We start from the raw sequence: 20414 nt of genomic DNA on the forward strand, positions 1-20414 counted from the left end.
TCGGTCAGCCGTCGGCGTAGAGACAGAACGGATGGCCGGCCGGGTCGAGGAGGACGCGGACTTCCTTCTGCGGCTGGAAGTCGGCCACAGTCGCGCCGAGCTCGACGGCATGGGCGACGGCCGCCTCGAGATCGCCGACCTCGATGTCGAGGTGCATCATCATGTGCTGTTTGCCGTCCTCGGCCGGCCAGGTCGGGCGGACCCACTCGGCCGACGTCTGGGACTGGAAGGCCAGGTAGGTCTCGGAGTTCCCCGGCACGGCCAGGGTGAACTCGTTCGGCTCGTTCTTGTGGATCTCCCAGCCGAGCACCGCGTGGTAGAACAACCCGAGCGCCTGCGGATCCGGCGCATCGATCACGGTGCCGAACCAATGACCCTTCGACGAACGTCCCCGGAGCATGCGTCCTCCTAGTCTGGAAGTCTGTACGAGACTAGACCCGTGAACCGACAGGACGACCTGGCCGCCGAAGGTGAACCGGAGAAGGAGTTCAACCCCGGAATCGCGGCGAGGTTGCCGCGCAAGACCGTGGCCGGCGGCGCATTGATCCGCGACGAGGCCGGCCGCATCCTCTTCCTCGAACCGACGTACAAACCGACCCTCGACATCCCCGGGGGCATCGCCGAGTACGACGAATCGCCGTACGACGCCTGCTGCCGCGAGGTCAAGGAGGAGATCGGCCTGGACCTCGAGATCGGCCGCCTCCTCGTCGTCGACTGGGTCCCGGTCCTCGGCGTCTGGACCGACGCCCTCGCCTTCGTCTTCGACGGCGGCACCCTCGACGACCACCACCTGTCCGCGCTCACCCCCGACCCCACCGAGGTCCGCACCCACCACTTCCTCACCCTCCCCGAAGCCACCCCCAACCTCCGCCCCTCCATGACCCGGCGCCTGACCCTCGCCCTCCAAGCCCTCACCAACCCCACCCCCACCTACGCCAACTTCGGCCGCACAACCTTCAGCTGACAGCATTTGCGAGGAGAGCTGCGTAGTCTCCACCATCCGCAGCACGGAGCGCATCGAGATAGTGGCGTCGGGCCTCGCTTGCCGGCAGGCCGCTGCGAGCGCCCCAACTGAGATGGTCCGGACCGAGGCCCAGGGATTCCGCGAGTGCGCTCGCGACGAGCCGGGCATGCCGGCCGTTGCCGTTCACGAACGAATGGATGTACACGAGCCGATGGTGAAACCGTACGCAGGTTTCCGAAGAACTGAACGTTCCCCACTCGATCCAGAATCCGGCATCGCCTAGGAGGGCTTGCAACTCCTCCTGAATGCGCGCAGGTGGAAGGCCGATGGTCGTGTCGCGCTGACGAAGCCGTCCCGCCCACGTCCACACGTCACCGAACATCCGGCGGTGAGTCTCACGAAGGAAGGTGTGGTTGAGCAGATCCTTGGGCTCGAGGTCCTGATCGCCAAGCCAGAGTAACCCGTCGGCGATGTTGGACGCCTCGGCCTCGTTCAGGTCGTCTCGCGTCCGGATCCACGCGAACTCCTCGGTCAGGTGCTGAGCATCGTCGGCGTCGACCGGAGTCTGGCCGTCCTCCGAACCGCCGAGCTCAGTCACGCGGCGGAGCGTCCGATCCGATGCGCGACGATCTTGCGCAGTACACGCTGGAAGCCCTCATCCGTCAGGGCCTGAGCCTCCAGTGCCATCGTCCAAGCGACCTTCTGCGCCTTTGCGATGTCCGACTGGGTCGGCTGCTCGTCCTGCGCGAGGAGACTGAAATCAAGGATCCGCAGAACGCTGATGACCTTGTCCGCCTCCAACCGAGGGGCTCCGTTCTCCAGGCGGCTGAGCCATTCGCGCGAGACTCCGGCCTGCGCCGCGAGGGCAGCCTGCGACAACTGCCGCCGCCGTCGCTCGGCCCGAACGGCCGCACCGAGGTCGTCCATCTGCCCGATCGCCATCTCAGCGCCCTTCGTGTGTGATGGTACTGTCACACTCTAGCTGCTGTGACAGTACCATCACAACCGAGCACCGTCCTAGGCAGTGACCAGCAAGGTCGGCCGATACAGCGTCTGACCTGACGTCTCGTCGACGACGGCGACCCGGACCGATTCCGGAGTGTTGTCGTGATGCGGTACGGCGAAGACGGCGGTCGCCGGGCGGCCGTCATACCTGGCGGTGTAACTGACGAATCGCCAGTCCTCGTCGTCCCAGTAGTCGTGGATGTCGGATCGCAACAGCCCGTTGACTGCGCGGTACGCCGGACTCAGCAACAGCCGTCGCTGAGTAGCAGCAAGCGGTACGCCGTCAGTCGCAGTACCGGCGAGCGGATGCGTGATCTGCACCCGCAACCGACGCAGCGGCAGCAGCCAGTACCGATCCAGTTCAGCCGACAGCATGACGAACGCGGCGGCCTCCAGCACCAGCACCGCCACCACCGCGACAGAGCCGACCGACCACCACCCATCATCCGCAGCCGTCGCCGCCAAAGCCGTTGCCAGCAGCAACACCGCACGGCCGATCGCCCGCCGGCCAACGGGTCTGGCCGACGAACCGATGCACCCACAGGACGCATCCGGCACCACGATCTTGGCGTAGATCAAGTACCCGGTGAACCCCACCACGAGCGCCACAGCCGCAATAGCCTCGACAATCCATGCCGGCGGCAACAACAAGGCCAACGCGATCACGGCCTCAATCACACCGACCGCGCGGTACGCCGGTGCCGCGCGCGTCTCGCCAACCAGGCGAGGCAAGGCGGTCCGCTCCGCACTGTCCCGTCCGACAACTTTGCCGTACGACGACCAGAGCAGGAGCAATCCGATGAGCAGCGGCTGGGCAGCCGCCACCTGAGATGCGAACATCACAGCCTCCCGGTCAGTTCGAGGCGTAGACGGTCGCGATGTCGATCTCGTTGGTGCCCGGTCGCCAGGCACCGATCACCTGGGCATGCCGGCCGACCTTGAGCATCGACAGATCCGACACCGCCGGCGTCCCGTTGTAGACGGCCGAGGTGAGCCCGGGCTGCACGTACCCCACGACCTTCTGGCCATGGTGCTCGAGTTGCAGCGCGGACCGTCCGATCGAGGTGATGCTGACCGTCAGGTTGACGATGTTCACCCACACCGACTCGGCGGCCAAGGTGCCGTCCGGCATCAGCACGCCGCGGGCGTACAGGCCGTCGCCGACCCGGACCTGGTCGAGTGTGGTGGGCCGGAGCTTCCAGACACTGGTGACACCGGTCAGCTGGATCCGGTGCAGCCGGCCGTCGGATCCCTGTACCTGCAGGAGATCCTGGTTCCGGCCGATGATCAGGCCTTCGGCGAAGTGCGGGTCCGGCTGTCCGGGTTCGGGGTACTGCGTGGCCGCGGCGAACGCGGTCTCGGGGGCGAGTGAGCCCATGGCGCTGGCGGCGACCAGGCCGGTGGCACCGAGTGCGGCGCGGGTGAGCAGGGACCTGCGGTCCATCGTTGTGGTCATCTCAGCTCACCTCTCAGCCGACGTCGATCGTGCAGGGGATCAGTCCGGCGCTCAGGCTCGCGATCGCGGAGAACGCGGCCGGAGTCAGGTCGACGATCCGGTTGGAGGCGCACGTGCCGCCGCAGCAGGCACGCTCACCGCAGAACAGGTCGGTCTGCGGACCGCAGTCCGCGATCGACGTGACCACCCGTGATCCGTTGCACAGGTTGGTCGTGGAGTGCCGGAACCCGCAGGTCCGGCGCGACATCCCGGTGACCCCGCAGGTGTCGGGGTGGGTGATCGCGAAACAGGCGGCCGATGCGTTCGGCCACGCGTGCTGGAAGTTGCCCGAGTGGCAGGTTCCGCAAGCACCTCGTCCGGTGCTCGCACAGGGTCCCCATGCGTTGCCGCAACAGAACCATGAGACTTCGCCGTTGAGTCCGGCCATGACAGATTCCTCCAGGTCTAGGGGCGGTAAGACCTACAGAAACGTTGTACTCCGATCCGGGGGAATCTCCCAGAGCTCAGGTCGAAACGGAAACTTTTTGCCTAGAGTTCATGGAGAGATTCGATCGGAGTCGAATGCTTCAACCTCTGGCGTTGGAGTCTGTATGCGGTATACGATCCTGGCGAACGCGCTGGTTGTGACCCGGTGCACGGTGCGATGCATCGGTACCGGATAGAATCAGGGTGTTTGTGGAGGGGAGTATTCCTCTCGGGCGCCGCCCCCAGTGCGCCCGAAGCGGCAGCGTCGTCATCACGGGAGGCCCGGGCGGCCGAACCGGTGCTGCCGGCCCGGAGTTCCGGGCGGAAGAGACCTCCGGACCAAGCTGTGTGCCGTCGTCCGGAGGTTAGTCATGGTCTCTGTCATGTCCCCTGCTGTCTGGGTCTTCACCATCATCGGGTTGCTCGCGATCGTCGCCTTCGACCTGATCGTGATCGCGCGGCGCAATCACACGGTGACGATCAAGGACGCGACCCGGTGGGTGCTGTTCTACGTCGGCCTGGCCGCGCTGTTCGCGGTCGGCCTGTTCGTGTTCAGTCCGGGCCAGACCGGCGGCGAGTTCGTGGCGGGCTACATCACCGAGTACAGCCTGAGTGTCGACAACCTGTTCGTCTTCGTCATCATCATGGCCCGGTTCGCCGTACCGAGCCTGGCCCAGGACAAGGTGCTCTACATCGGCATCGTCGTCTCGATGCTGCTGCGGGCGATCTTCATCCTGGCCGGCGCGGCCGCGATCTCCGCGGCCAGCTGGGTGTTCTACATCTTCGGCGCGTTCCTGGTCTATACCGCGATCCGGCTGGCGCTGGAGGGTGAGAACGACGAGACCGACTTTCAGGAGAACGCCGTACTGCGCGGGATGCGGCGGATCCTGCCGCTGTCGCACGACTACGACGGCTCCAACCTGACCACCCGGATCGACGGCCGGCGGATGCTGACGCCGCTGGTGATCGTGATCTCCGCGATCGGGATGGCGAACGTGATCTTCGCGCTCGACTCGATCCCGGCGATCTTCGGGCTCACCCAGGACGCCTACATCGTGCTGACCGCAAACGCGTTCGCCCTGATGGGGCTGCGCCAGCTGTACTTCCTGATCGGCGGTCTGCTGGAGCGGATCATCTACCTGAACGTCGGCCTGTCGGTGATCCTCGCCTTCATCGGCGTGAAGCTGATCATCGAGGCGCTGCACGGCTCGCACATCGACGACATCGGCGCGATCCACCTGCCGCACATCGGCATCCTGACCTCGCTCGGCTTCATCGCCGGCACCCTGTTCGTGACCACGGTCGCCAGCCTGATCAAGTCGTCGTACGACCGGCGCCGGGTCGAGGTGAAGGTCCGGATCGACGACTGAGCGGACCGCCGGCACTCACCAACCTCAGCCGACGGGCTTCCCCTGAGCGGTGAACTGCTCAGGGGAGTGTGGTTGGTGAGTGCTGGGAGTCCGCCTCCTCAGTACGGCGTACCTCCCGCAGGCGCAGGTAGAGGGCCGGGATCGGCGTCAGGATCAGCCCGGAGGTGACCAGGGCGGCCCGGAGGCCGGACCGGCCCGCCAGCGCGCCGAGCGGCGGGCCCCCGGCGACCTGACCGATCGCGTTCGCCTGGGACACCATCGAGATCACCGTTGCCCGCGATCGGGAGTCGACGTGGCGGTTCAGCCAGGCCGATTCGATCGGCCAGGCGAGGGTGTCGGCGATCGTCCGCAGCCACATCGCGGCCAGTGCCAGCCAGAGGTGGTCGAGCAGCGCGAACGCGACCACGCCGACCACCTGCAGGAGGCTGAGCAGCGCGAGTACGCCGTTCGGATGCGATGCGCCGACCCGTGCCGGGGTCAGCTTGTTCAATCCCAGCGAGCTGATGAGCGACAGCAGTGTCCCGACCAGTGCGAGTACGGCGAACCAGAACGCCGGGTCCGACGTACCGAAGACTGTCGGGAAGGTGAAGTTCAGGATCTTCACCGACCACAGCCGGTCGAACGCCTCGCTCGACAGGCCGGCGATGAGGCTGATCAGGACCAGCGTCCGGACGACGGGACGCCGCCGGGCGACCGACAGGCCGTGCTTGAAGGTGTCGGCCATCTCCCGGAAGGTCTCCCGCTCCGCGGCCGGAGTCCGGTGGAAGTTCTCCTCGCGCATGAACGCCGCCAGAACAAGAGCGACCAGGATCATCCCGGCGCCGGACAGGACGAGGGGGAGCGGCAGGCTGATCAGGCCCAGCGCGCCCGCGGAGACGATGCCGGCGATCGTCGCGGCCAGGCTCACCTGCTGGCTGCGGACCATGACCGAGCCGACGCGGTCGGTGCCGATCTCGTCGGTGATCCAGGCCTGGTCGGCGCCGGAGGTGAAGGTGTAGCCGAGGCCCCACAGCACCTGGGCGGCGAGGATCGCGAGGAAGGCCGGCACCAGGCCCTGGAGCACGTAGCCGACGCCAATGAGCGCGACGCCGATGATGATCGACAGCCGTCGGCTGTACAGGTCGGCGACGATGCCGGTCGGGATCTCGAAGAGGAAGCAGGCCAGCTCCAGGGTGGTCCCGACCAGGACCATCTGGAGTGGGTCCAGTCCGGCTTCGCGGACGTAGTACACCATGCTGAGCGTGGTGGTCAGTGCGCCGAAGAACGCCCAGGCGGCGTTGTAGGCGTAGTAGGTCCGAACGGGGTCGGCGGACCGGAAGGCAGGACGAGACATCGCGGGTAGCTCCCGAAAGCGTGTGCGGGACATGACAGAGCGCGACCCGAGTAGGTCAAACGCTTGGCGTGACGCACTACGGCGGCCTACCGGCAGTGGCCCGGAACAGCGGCGGTGGTGCGCTTTCAGGAGCTACGTTGCATGGGGCTCAGAGTAGGGCAGCGACGGCGAGTCCGCCGCTCAATTTCCCGCCTCAGAGTGGTGTTGAGGAGTACCATCAGTAATGCCTGGCCCGGCCGTTCCCCCGTGATGGTCGGGTCAGGTTTTTCGTGTCAGGGATGTCGAGAACGACACGTCGGCTTCGTCCCCCGGTAGACAGTCAGTCCTACCGGAAGGAACAGCCATGCTGCTCGAGAACAAGGTCGCGATCGTGTACGGCGCCGGCGGCGCGATGGGTGGCGCGGTCGCCAGGGCGTTCGCCGCCGAAGGCGCCACCGTCCATCTGGCCGGCCGCACCCTCGCCAATCTGGAGAAGGTCGCCGCGGACATCGGTGCGGCAGTAGGTTCGATCACGGTGCTGGACGCGTACGACGTACAGGCGGTCAACGATCACGTGGCGTCGATCGAGGGTCCGATCGACGTCGTCTTCAACGGCGTCAGCATCCGGGTGAAGCAGGACATCGCGCTGGTCGACATGGATGTCGAGGACTTCGTCCGCCCGGTCGAGGACGCGGCCCGGACCAACTTCATCACGTCGACGGCGGTCGCTCGGCGGATGATCGCGCAGCGCTCCGGCGTGATCATCCTGCTGTCGTCGTCGGCCGCGCGGGAGTCCGGATTCGAGATGGGTGGGTTCAGCCTGGCGTGCGCGTCGATCGAGTGCCTGACGCGGTCCATGGCCGGCGAGGTCGGCAAGTACGGCGTGCGCGTGGTGGCGCTGCGGCCGAACTTCACCCCGGACACGCATCCGGAGTGGGACATCCCGGAGGACGGCCTCGACCACCTGCTCGAGCGCACCGCGCTCGGGCGGCTCCCGCAGAAGGCCGAAGTGGCGCGGACAGCCGCCTTCGCTGCCTCCGACCACGCCGGCCCGATGACCGGGGCCGTCCTCAACCTCAGCTGCGGCTCGATCGTCGACTAGAAGGGTTTGCGGTACCTCGGCTGCCGGTCTGTGATCCGGTAGCCGAGGCTTTCGTAGAGGGCGACGCTGCCGGTTGGGTTCTCCAGGATTGTCCACAGGGACGCCGTGCGTACGCCGTACTCCCAGAGGCTGGCGTGGTTGGCGCGCAGCAGTGCGGACGCGAGGCCGCGTCGGCGCCAGTCGGGGCGGACTCCGACCCAGGGTGTGTCGTCGACGCCGCTGATGACCCATCCGGCGAGCCGGTTGCCATCCCACGCGAGTGTCCACAGCGCGTACTCCGGGAAGTCCTCGGCCACATCGGCCTCGAACTCCTCGAAGGTGGCCTGGATGTAGCCGAGCGAGCTCCCGCCGAACACCTCGGCGTTCGCCTCGAACACCGCCCGATGATCGGCCGCCGACGCTTGTCTCAGCGCCATCCCGGCCGGTAATGCGGCTTCAGCGGGCGCGTTGAGTGGCATCGTCATTCGGACCCTGGTGAAAGCGACCCGATACCCAGCCGCCTCGAACAACGCCACCTGCCGCTCGGATTCCGGATTCCCGCCAAACATCGGCGTACCGGCACTGTCGTCCGCCGCCACATGCTCCCGCGCGCGATCCTCCTGCCAACCCAGCAACTCTCGCCCGATTCCCTTCCCTTGGTGCTCAGGCTCCACCGATCCCGTCAACAGATACAGCCGAGTCCCGTCCGCCTCATCCCACCACCGCATCCCGGCCGCTCCCACCACAACCCCGTCGACCTCAACCACCTCACCCCGCACCACCAATTCCATCCCCGCACTATCGCAGCAACTGGGGCTTGGTCAGGTCTTGACATGGGTGGGTTGCGGCGGGTTGACTGCGACATAGTTCACAGGAGAAATAAATTCTGGTCCGGACCGAAGTCGTTGGCTCAGAGCGACTTCTGCCGGGATCGTTGTCTGCCCGGATCCACTGGCGATGCCAGTGGATCATTCGGCGTTCGCCGAGGGTCGTTGCTCTCAGCAACACGGGAAAACCCTTGTGGACAAGCGGTCTGAGCGCATCGGTCAAGGTCCGGTATCGACCCGGTGCAGAAGTCTTCCGCTGCCGGGGGTTCTGTGTCATTCTCCGGGATAGCGAAACCCGAGATCCTATCGGATATCGGTTCTACTCCAGCGCGTGACGGAAAGGATGCGGAGTGAGCGCAACCTTCGAGGTGAAACCGGCGCCGGTGACACCGGCCAGGACCGAGGCGGTGAAACGCACCCCGCCGCCTCGGCCGAGCCGGCGGACCGCGGCCCGCCGCAGCCTGCGCCGGCACTGGCAGCTCTACCTGCTGATCATCCTTCCGCTGGCGTACTTCGCCATCTTCAAGTACATCCCGATCGCCAACGCGGTGATCGCGTTCAAGAACTACAGCCCGGTCAAGGGCCCGTGGGGCAGTGACTGGGTCGGGTTCAAGAACTTCGAGCTGTTCTTCCAGAACCCGGTGTTCTGGACGCTGGTGAAGAACACCTTCTTCCTGGCCGCCTACACCGTGCTCGCAAGCTTCCCGATCCCGATCATCCTGGCGATCGCGCTGAACGAAATCCGCAACGGGCGGTTCAAGAAGACCGTCCAGCTGGTCACCTACGCGCCGTACTTCATCTCCACCGTGGTGGTCGTCTCGATGACGATCCTGGTGCTGTCGCCGCGGCTCGGCTTCGTGAACGACGCGATCGGCCTGTTCGGGGTCCCGCAGATCGACTTCCTCGGCCGGCCGGACTACTTCCGGCACATCTACGTCTGGTCCGACGTCTGGCAGACCACCGGCTACTCCGCCGTCATCTACCTGGCCGCGCTGTCCGGGATCGACCCGGCGCTGCACGAGTCGGCCCGGATCGACGGCGCCAGCCGGCTGCAGCGGATCTGGAACGTCGACCTGCCCGGGATCATGCCGACCGCGGTGATCATCCTGGTCCTCGGCGTCGGCAACATCATGTCGATCGGGTTCGAGAAGGCCTTCCTGCTGCAGAACCCGCTGAACACCGCCCAGTCCGAGATCATCGCCACCTACGTCTACAAGACCGGTCTGCTGAACGCCGACTTCAGCATGGCGACCGCGATCGGGCTGTTCAACTCGGTGATCAACCTCTTCCTCCTGCTCGGCGTGAACTTCGTCGCCAAGCGGATCACAGGGAACGGACTCTGGTCATGAGTATTACCTTGCAGGGATTCCGGCGTACGGCGAGCGGCCGCTCGGAACGCACCGCGATCGAGGAGACCAAGACCGACCGGATCTTCCTGATCGGCGTGAAGATCATGCTCTGGATCGCGTTGATCATCGTCGCGGTGCCGCTGATCTACATCGTCGCGAACTCGTTCAGCAGCGCGTCGGCGGTGAGCGCCGGCCGGGTCCTGCTCTGGCCGGTCGAACCGAGCATTCGTGCGTACAAGGAGGCGTTCAGCGATCCCCTCATCATGAAGGGCTACCTGAACTCCTTCATCTATGCGATCGGCGGCACCCTGATCAGCGTCACGCTGACGATCGCGATCGCCTATCCGTTGTCGCGCCGTACCTTCTTCGGCCGCAACGTGATCATGAGTCTGCTGGTCTTCACCATGCTGTTCTCCGGCGGCCTGATTCCGACGTACCTGGTGGTGCAGGACCTGGGCATGCTGAACACCCGGTGGGCGATGGTGATCCCGAGCGCGATCGGGGTCTGGCAGGTGATCATCGCGCGGACGTTCTTCCGCTCGACCATCCCGGACGAGCTGTACGAGGCGGCCACCATCGACGGTGCCAGCGACCTGAGGTTCCTCTGGTCGATCGTGCTGCCGCTGTCCAAGCCGGTGATCGCGGTGATCGCACTGATGTACGCGATCTTCCAGTGGAACAGCTACTTCGACGCCCTGGTCTACCTGAAGGACCCGAGCCTGTATCCGCTGCAGATCGTGCTGCGGAACGTGCTGATCCTGAACACCCTCACCGGGTCGACCACTACCACCAACCTGGCCCAGCAGCTCGAACAGCAACAGCTGGCCAACGTTCTCAAGTACGCGCTCATCGTCATCTCGAGTCTGCCCGTACTGGTCATCTACCCGTTCGTCGCCCGCCACTTCACCAAGGGCGTGATGGTCGGCGCGGTCAAGGGCTGAGGCCCATTCAGAGCGGTCACGGGCTGTAAGCCCATTTCAGAAGGGAACACCGCAATGCGCTCATCCGTGAGCAAAATCGCCGCGCTGGCCGCGGCCGGAGCACTCGCCCTGGTGGCGTGCAGCTCGGACAAGTCGGCGAAGGGGGCGGCGAACGAGACGACGGCGGACGGCAAGGTCGTCATCGACACCTTCACGCCGTCGGACCAGACGATGAACCTGGACACCAACCGGGTCACGAAGATCATGAGCGACAAGTTCAAGATCCAGTTCCGCTGGCAGACCACCACGTTCGACGCCGGGCCGGCCAAGGAGAAGCGCCAGATCGCGCTGGCCAGCAACGACTACCCGGACCTGTTCTTCCTGATCCCGTGGGTCGACGCCTTCACCCAGGCCGAGGTGCTCAAGCTCGGTCAGCAGGGTGTCGCGGTCCCGCTCGAGCAGCTGATCAAGGACAACGCGCCGAACATCCAGAAGGCGCTGGACTCGAACAAGACCTACAAGGAGATGTCGACCGCGCCCGACGGTCACATCTACGCGCTGCCGCAGTGGGCCGACTGCTACCACTGCACGTACTCGGACAAGCTGTGGATGAACAGCACCTGGCTGAAGAAGCTCGGCCTGCAGGTGCCGAAGACGACCGAGGACCTGCGCAAGGTGCTCGAGGCGTTCAAGACCAAGGACCCGAACGGCAACGGCAAGGCCGACGAGATCCCGATGACGTCCGACGTCCAGGACAGCGCGCTGATCCCGTACCTGATGGGCGCCTTCGCCTACGACCCGGTCGGCGCGAACAACGGCGTCCGGTCGCTGCTCACGCTGAACGGCGACAAGGTCGTGACGCCGGTGACCTCGCCGGAGTGGAAGGAGGGGCTGAAGTACATCGCCTCCCTCTACAAGGAAGGCCTGATCGACCAGGCCGCCTTCACCCAGAACGCGCAGGCACTGCAGGCCCAGGGCAACAACCCGAAGGCGATCACGCTCGGCTCGGTGCCGGTGCTGCACCCGTACATCTTCGTCCAGGCCGACTCCAAGGACGGCCGGGACAAGCAGTACGACGCCGTACCGCCGCTGACCGGTCCGGACGGCAAGAGCTTCACGGGCTGGAACTACCCGACCTCCACCGGCTACACGTTCATGCTGACCAACAAGGCCAGCAAGGAGGCCCAGGTCGCGGCGATCAAGATGCTCGACTACATCTACACCGACGAGGGCCAGATGATCACCAACATGGGCCCGGAGGGTGTCGGCTGGACGAAGCCCGGGCCTGGTGACATCGCGCTGGACGACAAGACCAAGCCGCTGTACAAGCCGGTGCAGAACGCGCCGAAGAACATCAGCTGGGGCGCGCTGGGTCAGTACAACAACACGCTCGCCTACCGCAACGCGCAGGTGGTGCCGGCCGATATCTACACCGGCGCAGGCTACGAGCGGCGGCTGTTCCAGGCGACCAAGCTGTACGACGGTCACCAGGACAAGGCGCAGTACTTCCCGCAGACCTCGGTCTGGCCGGACCCGAGCCTGAGCGGTGAGCTCGCGACCCTGCAGACGAACCTCAACACCTACGTGAACCAGAACCAGTTGGCCTTCATCACCGGGTCGAAGAACATCGACACCGACTGGGACGCGTACGTGAAGGGACTCGACAGCACCGGGATGCCGCGGTACCTGGAGATCAACCAGCAGGCCTACGACAAGTACAAGTCCGGGAGCAAGTAACTCCTCATGTCCCACGAACTGTGGTTCCGCATGCCCGCGCCGGACTGGTTCGAGGCGTTGCCGCTGGGCAACGGTCACCTCGGTGCCAAGGTGTTCGGCCGGGTCGGTGTGGAGCGGATCGCCCTCAACCTCGACGACGTGTGGTCCGGTGACGGCCCGCGCGAGCTGACGGTGCCGGACGGTCCCGAGGTGCTGGCCGACGTACGGCGGTTGTTGCTGGAGGACGGTGATCGGCTGGCCGCGACTGAGCGGACCCGGGCGTTGCAGGGACCGCTGGTGGAGTCGTACCAGCCGCTCGCCGACCTGCTGATCAAGGCGCCCGGAGAACCACAGGAGTACCGACGGAGTCTGGACCTCCGAGCCGGGATCGCCGCCGTCGACTACACAGTCGACGGCGTGCGATTCTGCCGGGAGACGTACGTGTCCACGCCGGACCAGGTGATGGTGTGGACGATCACGGCCGACCGGCCGGGTGCGATCGATCTCGACCTGAGCCTCGAGAGCTCGCATCCGGTTCGGGTCGAGGTTGCTGATGGCACCTACGGTGTCGTCGGTCACGCGCCGTCTGATCTGACGATCGAGTACCGGCAGAGTCCGGACCCGATCCGGTACCGCGACGGTCACGGCATCGGCTTCGGTGCGGCCCTTCGCGTGGCCAACCTGGGCGGCATCGTGGACGTTGCCGATGCGGGTGTCTCGGTCCGCGGGGCCGACAGTGTGACGGTGTTGTTGTCGGCGGCAAGTACGTTCGCCGGATGGTCCGTGCCGCCCGGCCGTGATCCGCTGGTGGCATTGCGGGAGGCGATCGGCGTCCTGGATGCGGTTGCCTTGGACAAGCTTCGTGAGCGGCACGTCGAGGATCACATCGAGTTGTACGACCGCGCCGAGTTGGTGCTGGGTGAGCCCAGTGATGTGCCGACCGATGAGCGGATCAAGGCGGTGGCTGCCGGGGGCAACGATCCGGATCTGGTCGCGTTGATGTTCGGTTTCGGGCGGTATCTGCTGATGGCGTCATCTCGGCCCGGGACTCAGGCCGCCAACTTGCAAGGCATCTGGAACCAGGACCGCCGGCCGATGTGGGCGAGCGACTGGACCAACAACATCAACACCCAGATGAACTACTGGCCGGCGGATCTGACCGGCCTGGGGGAGTGCTTCGACCCGCTCACCGACCTGCTCGAGGGCCTGGCGTCGTCGGGCGCGGAGACTGCGCGAATCCTCTACGACGCTCCCGGCTGGGTCTCGCATCACAACGCTGACATCTGGCGTGCGACCTGGCCGGTCGGCGAAGGTGGCGACGACCCGGTGTGGTCGATGTGCGCGACCTGTGGCGTTTGGCTGACCGCGCATCTCATGGAGCACTACCGCTTCCAGCTCGACTCGGGCTTCTTGCGGGACCGCGCGTACCCACTGATCGCGGGTGCGGCGGAGTTCGTGCTGTCGATGCTGGTCGAGGATGACGACGGCCGGTTGCAGTTCATTCCGTCGACCGCGCCCGAGCACCACTTCATCCTTCCGTCCGGTGAGAAGGCGTCCGTCGACCTGACGTCGACGTACGACATCTGGTTGATCCGCGAGCTGTTCGCGAACCTGTGCGAGGCCGAGGAGGTGCTGGGGATCAGTTCCGACCTCGCCGTACGGGCCGCGGCCGCACGAGACCGTCTGCCTTCGGTTCGGATCACGCCGGACGGACGGCTGTTCGAATGGCCGACCGACTGGAAGCCGTCGGAGCCCGACCACCGCCATCAGTCGCATCTCTATGGGCTCTATCCGGGCGCGGAGATCGACCCAACGCGTACGCCGGAACTGGCCGCGGCCGCTCGTACTTCGCTGGAGTTGCGGACTGCGGATGCGACCAACGGTGGATGGACTGCTGCGTGGTTGGTCGCTCTCTGGGCGCGGCTGTTTGAGCCGGAGAAGGCGGCGGAGGTGATCCGTGACTATCTGAGCCGACTGGTCTCGGACAACCTGCTGCATCGCGACGGCGACATCTTCCAGATCGACGCGAACTTCGGTATGACCGGGTGCATCGCCGAGTTGTTGATCCAGAGCCACACCGACACGATTCGGTTGCTGCCGGCGTTGCCTGCGGATTGGCCGGACGGATCGTTCCGCGGCCTGCGGGCTCGGGGCGGTCTGAGCTTCGATGTCAGTTGGAGGGATGGTCGGTTGACGGCCGCGTCTGTGGTCGCGGCGCAGGGCGGTACTTACCGGATCGCGTTGCCCGACGGCGAGGTGACGGTGGAGTTGCCGGCGGGCCAACAGGTGGACCTGGTTAGGACTGCCTAACCAAAGTTGTTGTAGTCTCAACGTCCGTGAAGACGCGCATCGTAGTAGTCGTTACGGCAGCCCTGCTGGTGCTGGCCGGATGTGGTGGTGGCAACGACACCGGCAGTGCCGACACCGGGGTCGGTGACACCGACGTCGCGACCGGCGGACGGTTGTTCAAGACCGCGGACGAGGACACCGCCAAGCTCGGCTCGGACGCGCAGCCGGGTGTCTTCCCGCGGACGGTCAAGCACGCGCTCGGTGAGGCGAAGCTGGACAAGAAGCCCGAGCGGGTCGTCGTACTGGACAGTGGTGAGCTGGACGACGTACTGGCGCTCGGCATCACCCCGGTCGGGATGGCGACGACCGCGGGGCAGGCCGGCGTCCCGTCGTACCTGGCCGACAAGGCGCAGGGGATCAAGACCGTCGGTGGGATCAGCGAGCTGAACCTGGAGGCGATCGCGGCGCTCAAGCCGGACCTGATCCTCGGCAGCAAGCTCCGCGCGAACGACCTGTACGACAAGCTGAACGCGATCGCGCCAACGGTGATGAGCATCCGGCCCGGGTTCCCGTGGAAGGAGAACTTCCTGCTGGTCGCGGACGCGGTCGGCGAGGAGGACAAGGCCACCGGGATCCTGAACGACTACCAGAAGCGTGCCGACGAGGTGAAGTCGAAGGTGGACGGTTCGCCGACGATCTCGCTGGTCCGGTTCCGGCCGGCGGAGATCCGGCTGTACGGGAACCTGTCCTTCATCGGTGTGATCCTGAAGGACATCGGGCTGCCGCGGCCGAAGATCCAGGACGTCCAGGATCTCGCGGTGGAGGTGTCGCAGGAGAACATCTCGCAGGCCGCCGGTGACTGGATCTTCTACTCCAGCTACGGCAAACCGAACACCACCGCCGAGAACACCGTTGTCAACGGCAACCTCTGGAAGGCGCTGCCGGCGGTGAAGGACGGTCACGTGGCCCGCGTCGACGACGAAGTCTGGTTCCTCGGGCTTGGGCCGCTCGGCGCCATGGACGTCCTCAACGACCTCGAAAAACTCCTCGGTACCACGGGATAGTTCTTTCCCCAGCGAGCTACGCAGCCACTCCTTCGTCGCGACCGCTACGCGCGCTCCCGCCCACCCGTCATTCCCTGCGGGCTCATCGCCCGCCGGGTGACGGACGGGTGGTTGCGGCCGGAGGTGGTTCGTTGAAGGCCTGCGCTCCCGCGGACCGCCAGGCCCATCACAATCGGTGGCACGGCGGCGCGACCAGCGGGGCGGACCTCGTACCCGACGCACTTGTGCTGGCCCGGCGGTCCGTCTGCCCCGGCGCGCTTCCCCGTCGGCCGCTAGTTGGTGATTGGGAGGAGGTCGCGTTCGGCGAAGACCTTCTTCGCTGCGGTGACGGCGTTCAGGGCTCGGGGGAAGCCGCAGTAGCCGGCGGCGTGGGTGAGGGCTTCTACGATCTCGGTGGGGGTGAGGCCTACGTTGAGAGCGGTCTTCACGTGGACTTCGAGTTGTGGTTCGCAGCCGCCGAGTGCGGTCAGGATGCCTAGCGTGACCAGTTGCCGTTGCTTGGGGTCGAGGCCGGGGCGGGCGTAGATGTCGCCGAAGCCGAAGGCGACGATGTGGTGAGCGAGAGCGGGGGCGACGTCGGCGAGGCTGTCCATCACGCCGGGTGCTGATCCACCATCCACAGTGGTCAGTACCTCGAGACCTCGCTCGTACCGCTCTTGTTCCGCAGGGCTGTTGATGTCGGGTGCGGTCATCCCCCGACGCTAACCGCGCCCGGGCTCAGTCCTGGGTGCGGCCGCGGTCGGTGACGGTGACGTCGGGGGCGTAGCGAGCGACGGCTGCTACGAGGTCGTCGTAGGGGAGGGGCCGGCCGAGGATTTCGACGGTGCCGGGCCAGCGGCAGGACGGGCCCCAGGTCCTCGAACTCCGGGCGAGCGAGGTTTCGTCGTGCACCAGGACGACGAGGTACGGTTCCCAGACCTCGTCGCCTTCGGCGTTCACCTCGTGCCGCTCCACCCGGCAGACACCGTGGACGTCGGGCCAGGCGATCATGCGGCGTTGCTCACCGCCCAGGTGAATCCCGGCCGCGTCGATCGACAGCAGTACGTCGTCGGAGTCGGCCTCACGCCGTTCCTCGATTGTTGTCACGGCACCGACCAGCAGCAGGACCGGAAGGCCGACCGCGAAGATCAGCGGTGTTCCGCCGAAGGACAGCCAGATGGCCTCGAGCGGATCGCGGATCGGTTCGCCCCTGATCAGTTGCACGACGACGCAGAGCACGGTGAGCAGGACCATCAGCGCGAACAGCAGCGTGCCGAGGTACAGAACAGTCTTCGTCGTCCCGAGTCCGCGACGCTTGACGACGAACGGCTCGGCGGTCTGCACAGACGGCATAGTCGCATTGTCGGCGCGCTCCGCAGTTCGCACCAGCCTCCTCACAGAACGCTAATCATTTCGGTCCGGACCGGTCCTTCGTACGGATGAAAAGGCGCGCCGGACCCTGCGTCGGCTTTGGTCCGGACCGTGTGTCCGCAACAATCGCTGCATGCCGGACCGCCAGACCGCTGTCGCAGCACCGAAACCGCCGTCGCGGGCCACTACCCGTGGGCGCGGCAAGAACGGCAAGTGGCGTCGTGGCTGGTTCATCGCCGTCCTCGCGGTGCTGTCCGCCCTACCGCTGCTCTTCCACCGCTGGGTGCCGAACTCGGTCGGCAACCTAGGCAGCCTGCTCGACACCTTCCTGCCCTGGGTGGGCGTCGCCGTACCGGTTCTCGGTATCGCGGCCCTGGTACGACGCTCCGCCCTCGCCGGTGTCGCGTTGCTGGTGCCCGCGGTGGTGTGGGGCCTGATGTTCGGCAACCTGCTGATCCCCGGCAAGGGCGGCGGTGCGTACGACGTACGTGTCCTGTCGCACAACGTCGACGCGGACAACTCGAACCCGAAGGCGACCGCGCAGGACCTGCTCACCGCCGACGCGGACGTGATCGCCCTCGAGGAGGTCACCACGGCGGACATGAAGGTCTACAAGGCGGCGTTCGCCAAGACGTACCCGTACGAGGTGGCCCGCGACACCGTCGCCCTCTGGTCGAAGTTCCCGGTCGCGCAGAGCGAATCGGTCGACGTCGGCTTCAAGTGGACCCGCGCGCTGCGGGCCGAGGTGAGCACCCCGCAAGGCAAGGTGGCGGTGTACGTCGCCCACCTCGCCTCCGTCCGGGTCGGCACCAGCGGCTTCACCTCGGACCAGCGCAACGACACGATCGAGGCGCTCGGCCGGCAGATCTCCGACGAGAAACTGGCCGGGGTGATCGTGATGGGCGACTTCAACGGTACGGCGAACGACCGCAGCCTGGCCCCGTTGACCACCGGACTGCGCTCGGCCCAGGGCGCGGCCGGCTACGGGTTCGGCTTCACCTGGCCGGCCAAGTTCCCGATGGCGCGGATCGACCACATCATGGTGCGCGGCGTCACACCGACCAAGGCCTGGGTGATGAGCTCCACCGGCAGCGACCACCGCCCGGTCGTCGCCGAGATCCGCATCTAGCGCCGTGCGTCGGCGCGACCGTAGTTGAAAGCAGGAGTAACGTTCCTCACCGGTAATGCCACGATGCGTCACATCGAGGATCCGGAGGGCCGATGCTCGCACTTGAATCCATCCTGAGGCTGGATGCCACGGCGATCGACTACATCATCATCGCGACGTACTTCGTCTTCGTGCTCGGGATCGGGTACCTGGCCAAGAACGCGGTCTCCAACAGCCTGGACTTCTTCCTGTCCGGCCGCTCGCTGCCCGCCTGGGTGACCGGTCTGGCCTTCATCTCGGCCAACCTCGGCGCGATCGAGATCATGGGTATGTCGGCGAACGGCGCGCAGTACGGCATGCCGACCGTGCACTACTTCTGGATCGGCGCCGTCCCGGCGATGCTGTTCCTCGGCGTCGTGATGATGCCGTTCTACTACGGCTCCAAGGTGCGCAGCGTGCCGGAGTTCATGCTGCGCCGCTTCGGCAAGCCGGCACACCTGGTGAACGCGATCAGCTTCGCCGTCGCCCAGGTGCTGATCGCCGGTGTGAACCTGTTCCTGCTCGCAACCATCGTGAACGTGCTGCTCGGCTGGCCGATCTGGGTGTCGGTGATCGCGGCCGCGGCGATCGTGCTCAGTTACATCACCCTGGGCGGCCTGTCCGCGGCGATCTACAACGAGGTGCTGCAGTTCTTCGTGATCGTGGCCGCGCTGCTGCCGCTGACGCTGGTCGGCCTGCACAAGGTCGGTGGCTGGGAGGGCCTGGTCGACAAGGTCAGCGCGTCCCCGGGCGGCGCGGAGCAGATGAGCGCGTGGCCCGGTAACGCGCTGAGCGGGTTCACCTCGGACTTCCTGTCCGTCATCGGTCTGGTCTTCGGTCTCGGCTTCGTGCTGTCCTTCGGCTACTGGACGACGAACTTCGTCGAGGTCCAGCGGGCGATGGCGTCGAAGAACATGTCGGCGGCCCGGCGTACGCCGATCATCGGCTCGTACCCGAAGATGTTCATCCCGTTCATCGTGATCATCCCCGGCATCATCGCGGCCGTCATCGTGCCGGAACTGGCCCAGTTCAAGGCCAACGGGACCGGCGAGGTCACCTACAACGACGCGTTGCTGCTGCTGATGCGCGACCTGCTGCCCAACGGCATGCTCGGCTTGGCGATCACCGGTCTGCTGGCCTCCTTCATGGCCGGTATGGCGGCCAACCTCAGCTCGTTCAACACCGTCATGACCTACGACCTGATCGAGCGGTACATCGTCAAGGAACGCAGCGACGGCTTCTACCTGCGCACCGGTCGCTGGATCACCGTCGGCGGCACGCTGATCGCGATCGGTACGGCGGCGATCGCGTCCGGCTACAGCAACCTGATGGACTACCTGCAGCAGTTGTTCTCGTTCTTCAACGCACCGCTGTTCGCCACGTTCATCCTCGGTATGTTCTGGAAGCGGATGACCGCGACCGCCGGGTGGACCGGTCTGGTCAGCGGTACGGCGACGGCGATCCTGGTCTTCGTCCTGTCCGAGAACGGCGTGATCGACCTGCCGGGCCAGGGAGCCAGCTTCGTCGGTGCTGGTGCCGCGTTCGTGGTCGACATCCTGATCAGCGTGCTGGTCAGCCTGGCGACGGTGCCCAAGCGGGACTCCGAACTGGTCGGCCTGGTCTATTCGCTGACACCAAAGGAACAACGGACCGAGGTGGCGCAGGTAGGCGACCACGGCTGGTACCGCAGGCCGGTGCTGCTGGCCGGCATCTCACTGACGATGGTCATCGCCCTCAACATCATCTTCGGCTGACGGGAGGTTCAGAAATGGCTGAGCAGCAGAAGAAGACCGGAGCATTCGACATCCGGGTGGTGATCGCCGCGCTGGTCGGGATCTACGGTTTGGTGCTGACGATCCTCGGCATCATCGCCGACCCGGACGAGGTCGCCAAGGCGGCCGGCATCAACATCAACCTGTGGGGCGGCATCGCGATGCTCGTGTTCGCGGCCCTGTTCGTCCTCTGGGCCCGGCTCCGGCCCATCGTCGTACCAGTCGAGGAGCAGGCACGGGCCGAGGCCGCAAAGACCGAGGAGTAACCCCGATCCACGCGACTCGTTGTGGGACCAACAGCACAACTGGTCCCACAGCGGAGGACGG

21 protein-coding genes are annotated in these 20414 nt (G+C 66.0%); 11 read left to right on the forward strand and 10 right to left on the reverse strand.

Translation table 11 applies throughout. The features are described 5' to 3' along the window. Positions 1-4: 4 nt before the first annotated feature. Positions 5-400 (reverse strand): VOC family protein, encoded by a 396-nt coding sequence (locus E0H73_RS00665; protein WP_131349897.1) that lies wholly within the window; start codon positions 398-400, stop codon positions 5-7. Positions 401-439: 39 nt separating this feature from the next. Here E0H73_RS00665 and E0H73_RS00670 point away from each other — a divergent pair, with 39 nt between their 5' ends. Continuing rightward, entirely contained in the window at positions 440-964 is a 525-nt protein-coding gene (locus tag E0H73_RS00670; protein WP_131349899.1) for an NUDIX domain-containing protein, read from the forward strand. Here the strand turns inward: E0H73_RS00670 and E0H73_RS00675 are convergent. The 5 genes from E0H73_RS00675 to E0H73_RS46970 form a co-directional block, all read right to left on the reverse strand. Continuing rightward, positions 957-1562, reverse strand: a complete 606-nt coding sequence (locus E0H73_RS00675) for a mobile mystery protein B (protein ID WP_131349901.1) — start codon at positions 1560-1562, stop codon at positions 957-959. The two genes, E0H73_RS00670 and E0H73_RS00675, sit on opposite strands and share 8 nt — an antisense overlap. Beyond that, entirely contained in the window at positions 1559-1906 is a 348-nt protein-coding gene (locus E0H73_RS00680) for a helix-turn-helix domain-containing protein (RefSeq protein ID WP_131349903.1), read from the reverse strand. Before E0H73_RS00680 ends, E0H73_RS00675 begins: the two co-directional genes overlap by 4 nt. A gap of 75 nt (positions 1907-1981) precedes the next feature. Then, positions 1982-2809: a MauE/DoxX family redox-associated membrane protein gene (locus E0H73_RS00685; protein WP_131349905.1), complete on the reverse strand. Its 828-nt coding sequence runs from the start codon at positions 2807-2809 to the stop codon at positions 1982-1984. A 13-nt stretch (positions 2810-2822) separates the two neighbouring features. Then, positions 2823-3425, reverse strand: coding sequence for a cell wall protein (locus E0H73_RS00690; protein WP_131349907.1), 603 nt, complete (start codon positions 3423-3425; stop codon positions 2823-2825). 13 nt (positions 3426-3438) lie between these two features. Then, positions 3439-3672 (reverse strand): septal ring lytic transglycosylase RlpA family protein, encoded by a 234-nt coding sequence (locus tag E0H73_RS46970; RefSeq protein ID WP_238162977.1) that lies wholly within the window; start codon positions 3670-3672, stop codon positions 3439-3441. A 601-nt stretch (positions 3673-4273) separates the two neighbouring features. Here E0H73_RS46970 and E0H73_RS00700 point away from each other — a divergent pair. Then, positions 4274-5260: a TerC/Alx family metal homeostasis membrane protein gene (locus tag E0H73_RS00700; RefSeq protein ID WP_131349911.1), complete on the forward strand. Its 987-nt coding sequence runs from the start codon at positions 4274-4276 to the stop codon at positions 5258-5260. Positions 5261-5318: 58 nt separating this feature from the next. On the opposite strand, the gene E0H73_RS00705 is transcribed toward E0H73_RS00700, so the two are convergent. After that, the gene (locus E0H73_RS00705) at positions 5319-6593 is read right to left on the reverse strand and encodes an MFS transporter (RefSeq protein WP_131349913.1); all 1275 of its coding nucleotides are present in this window, start codon (positions 6591-6593) and stop codon (positions 5319-5321) included. Positions 6594-6936: 343 nt separating this feature from the next. Here E0H73_RS00705 and E0H73_RS00710 point away from each other — a divergent pair, with 343 nt between their 5' ends. Continuing rightward, positions 6937-7674 (forward strand): SDR family NAD(P)-dependent oxidoreductase, encoded by a 738-nt coding sequence (locus E0H73_RS00710; protein ID WP_131349915.1) that lies wholly within the window; start codon positions 6937-6939, stop codon positions 7672-7674. On the opposite strand, the gene E0H73_RS00715 is transcribed toward E0H73_RS00710, so the two are convergent. Further along, positions 7671-8444 carry a GNAT family N-acetyltransferase gene (locus E0H73_RS00715; protein ID WP_131349917.1) on the reverse strand — a complete coding sequence of 258 codons (774 nt, stop codon included), beginning with the start codon at positions 8442-8444 and terminating at the stop codon, positions 7671-7673. The two genes, E0H73_RS00710 and E0H73_RS00715, sit on opposite strands and share 4 nt — an antisense overlap. Positions 8445-8830: 386 nt before the next feature. On the opposite strand from E0H73_RS00715, the gene E0H73_RS00720 reads away from it, so the two are divergent. Genes E0H73_RS00720 through E0H73_RS00740 form a run of 5 tightly spaced genes read left to right on the forward strand, consistent with a single transcriptional unit; the run spans position 8831 to position 15818 of the window. After that, complete coding sequence (locus tag E0H73_RS00720; protein ID WP_238163734.1) at positions 8831-9829, forward strand: ABC transporter permease; 999 nt, start codon at positions 8831-8833, stop codon at positions 9827-9829. Further along, the gene (locus E0H73_RS00725; protein WP_131349919.1) at positions 9826-10770 is read left to right on the forward strand and encodes a carbohydrate ABC transporter permease; all 945 of its coding nucleotides are present in this window, start codon (positions 9826-9828) and stop codon (positions 10768-10770) included. The genes E0H73_RS00720 and E0H73_RS00725 overlap by 4 nt, the downstream gene beginning before the upstream one ends. A 54-nt stretch (positions 10771-10824) precedes the next feature. After that, complete coding sequence (locus E0H73_RS00730) at positions 10825-12486, forward strand: type 2 periplasmic-binding domain-containing protein (RefSeq protein WP_131349921.1); 1662 nt, start codon at positions 10825-10827, stop codon at positions 12484-12486. 6 nt (positions 12487-12492) lie between these two features. Then, positions 12493-14775 carry a glycoside hydrolase family 95 protein gene (locus tag E0H73_RS00735; protein WP_131349923.1) on the forward strand — a complete coding sequence of 761 codons (2283 nt, stop codon included), beginning with the start codon at positions 12493-12495 and terminating at the stop codon, positions 14773-14775. A gap of 26 nt (positions 14776-14801) precedes the next feature. Further along, a complete protein-coding gene (locus tag E0H73_RS00740) occupies positions 14802-15818 on the forward strand; it encodes an ABC transporter substrate-binding protein (protein ID WP_131349925.1) in 1017 nt (338 codons plus the stop codon). 272 nt (positions 15819-16090) lie between these two features. Here E0H73_RS00740 and E0H73_RS00745 read toward each other — a convergent pair whose 3' ends face one another. Both E0H73_RS00745 and E0H73_RS00750 read right to left on the reverse strand, forming a co-directional pair. Next, positions 16091-16510, reverse strand: a complete 420-nt coding sequence (locus E0H73_RS00745) for a carboxymuconolactone decarboxylase family protein (RefSeq protein ID WP_131349927.1) — start codon at positions 16508-16510, stop codon at positions 16091-16093. A 25-nt stretch (positions 16511-16535) separates the two neighbouring features. Further along, positions 16536-17150, reverse strand: coding sequence for a hypothetical protein (locus tag E0H73_RS00750; RefSeq protein ID WP_131349929.1), 615 nt, complete (start codon positions 17148-17150; stop codon positions 16536-16538). A gap of 151 nt (positions 17151-17301) precedes the next feature. On the opposite strand from E0H73_RS00750, the gene E0H73_RS00755 reads away from it, so the two are divergent. The 3 genes from E0H73_RS00755 (at position 17302) to E0H73_RS00765 (ending at position 20353) form a co-directional block, all read left to right on the forward strand. Further along, complete coding sequence (locus E0H73_RS00755; RefSeq protein ID WP_131349931.1) at positions 17302-18297, forward strand: endonuclease/exonuclease/phosphatase family protein; 996 nt, start codon at positions 17302-17304, stop codon at positions 18295-18297. Between the two features lie 92 nt (positions 18298-18389). Further along, on the forward strand, positions 18390-20069 hold the full coding sequence (locus E0H73_RS00760) for a sodium:solute symporter family protein (protein WP_131349933.1): 1680 nt from the start codon (positions 18390-18392) through the stop codon (positions 20067-20069). 14 nt (positions 20070-20083) lie between these two features. Next, positions 20084-20353: a hypothetical protein gene (locus E0H73_RS00765; RefSeq protein ID WP_131349935.1), complete on the forward strand. Its 270-nt coding sequence runs from the start codon at positions 20084-20086 to the stop codon at positions 20351-20353. Positions 20354-20414 lie beyond the last annotated feature (61 nt).

It is taken from the genome of Kribbella pittospori (genome assembly GCF_004331465.1).
GTDB classification, from domain to species: Bacteria; Actinomycetota; Actinomycetes; order Propionibacteriales; family Kribbellaceae; genus Kribbella; species Kribbella pittospori.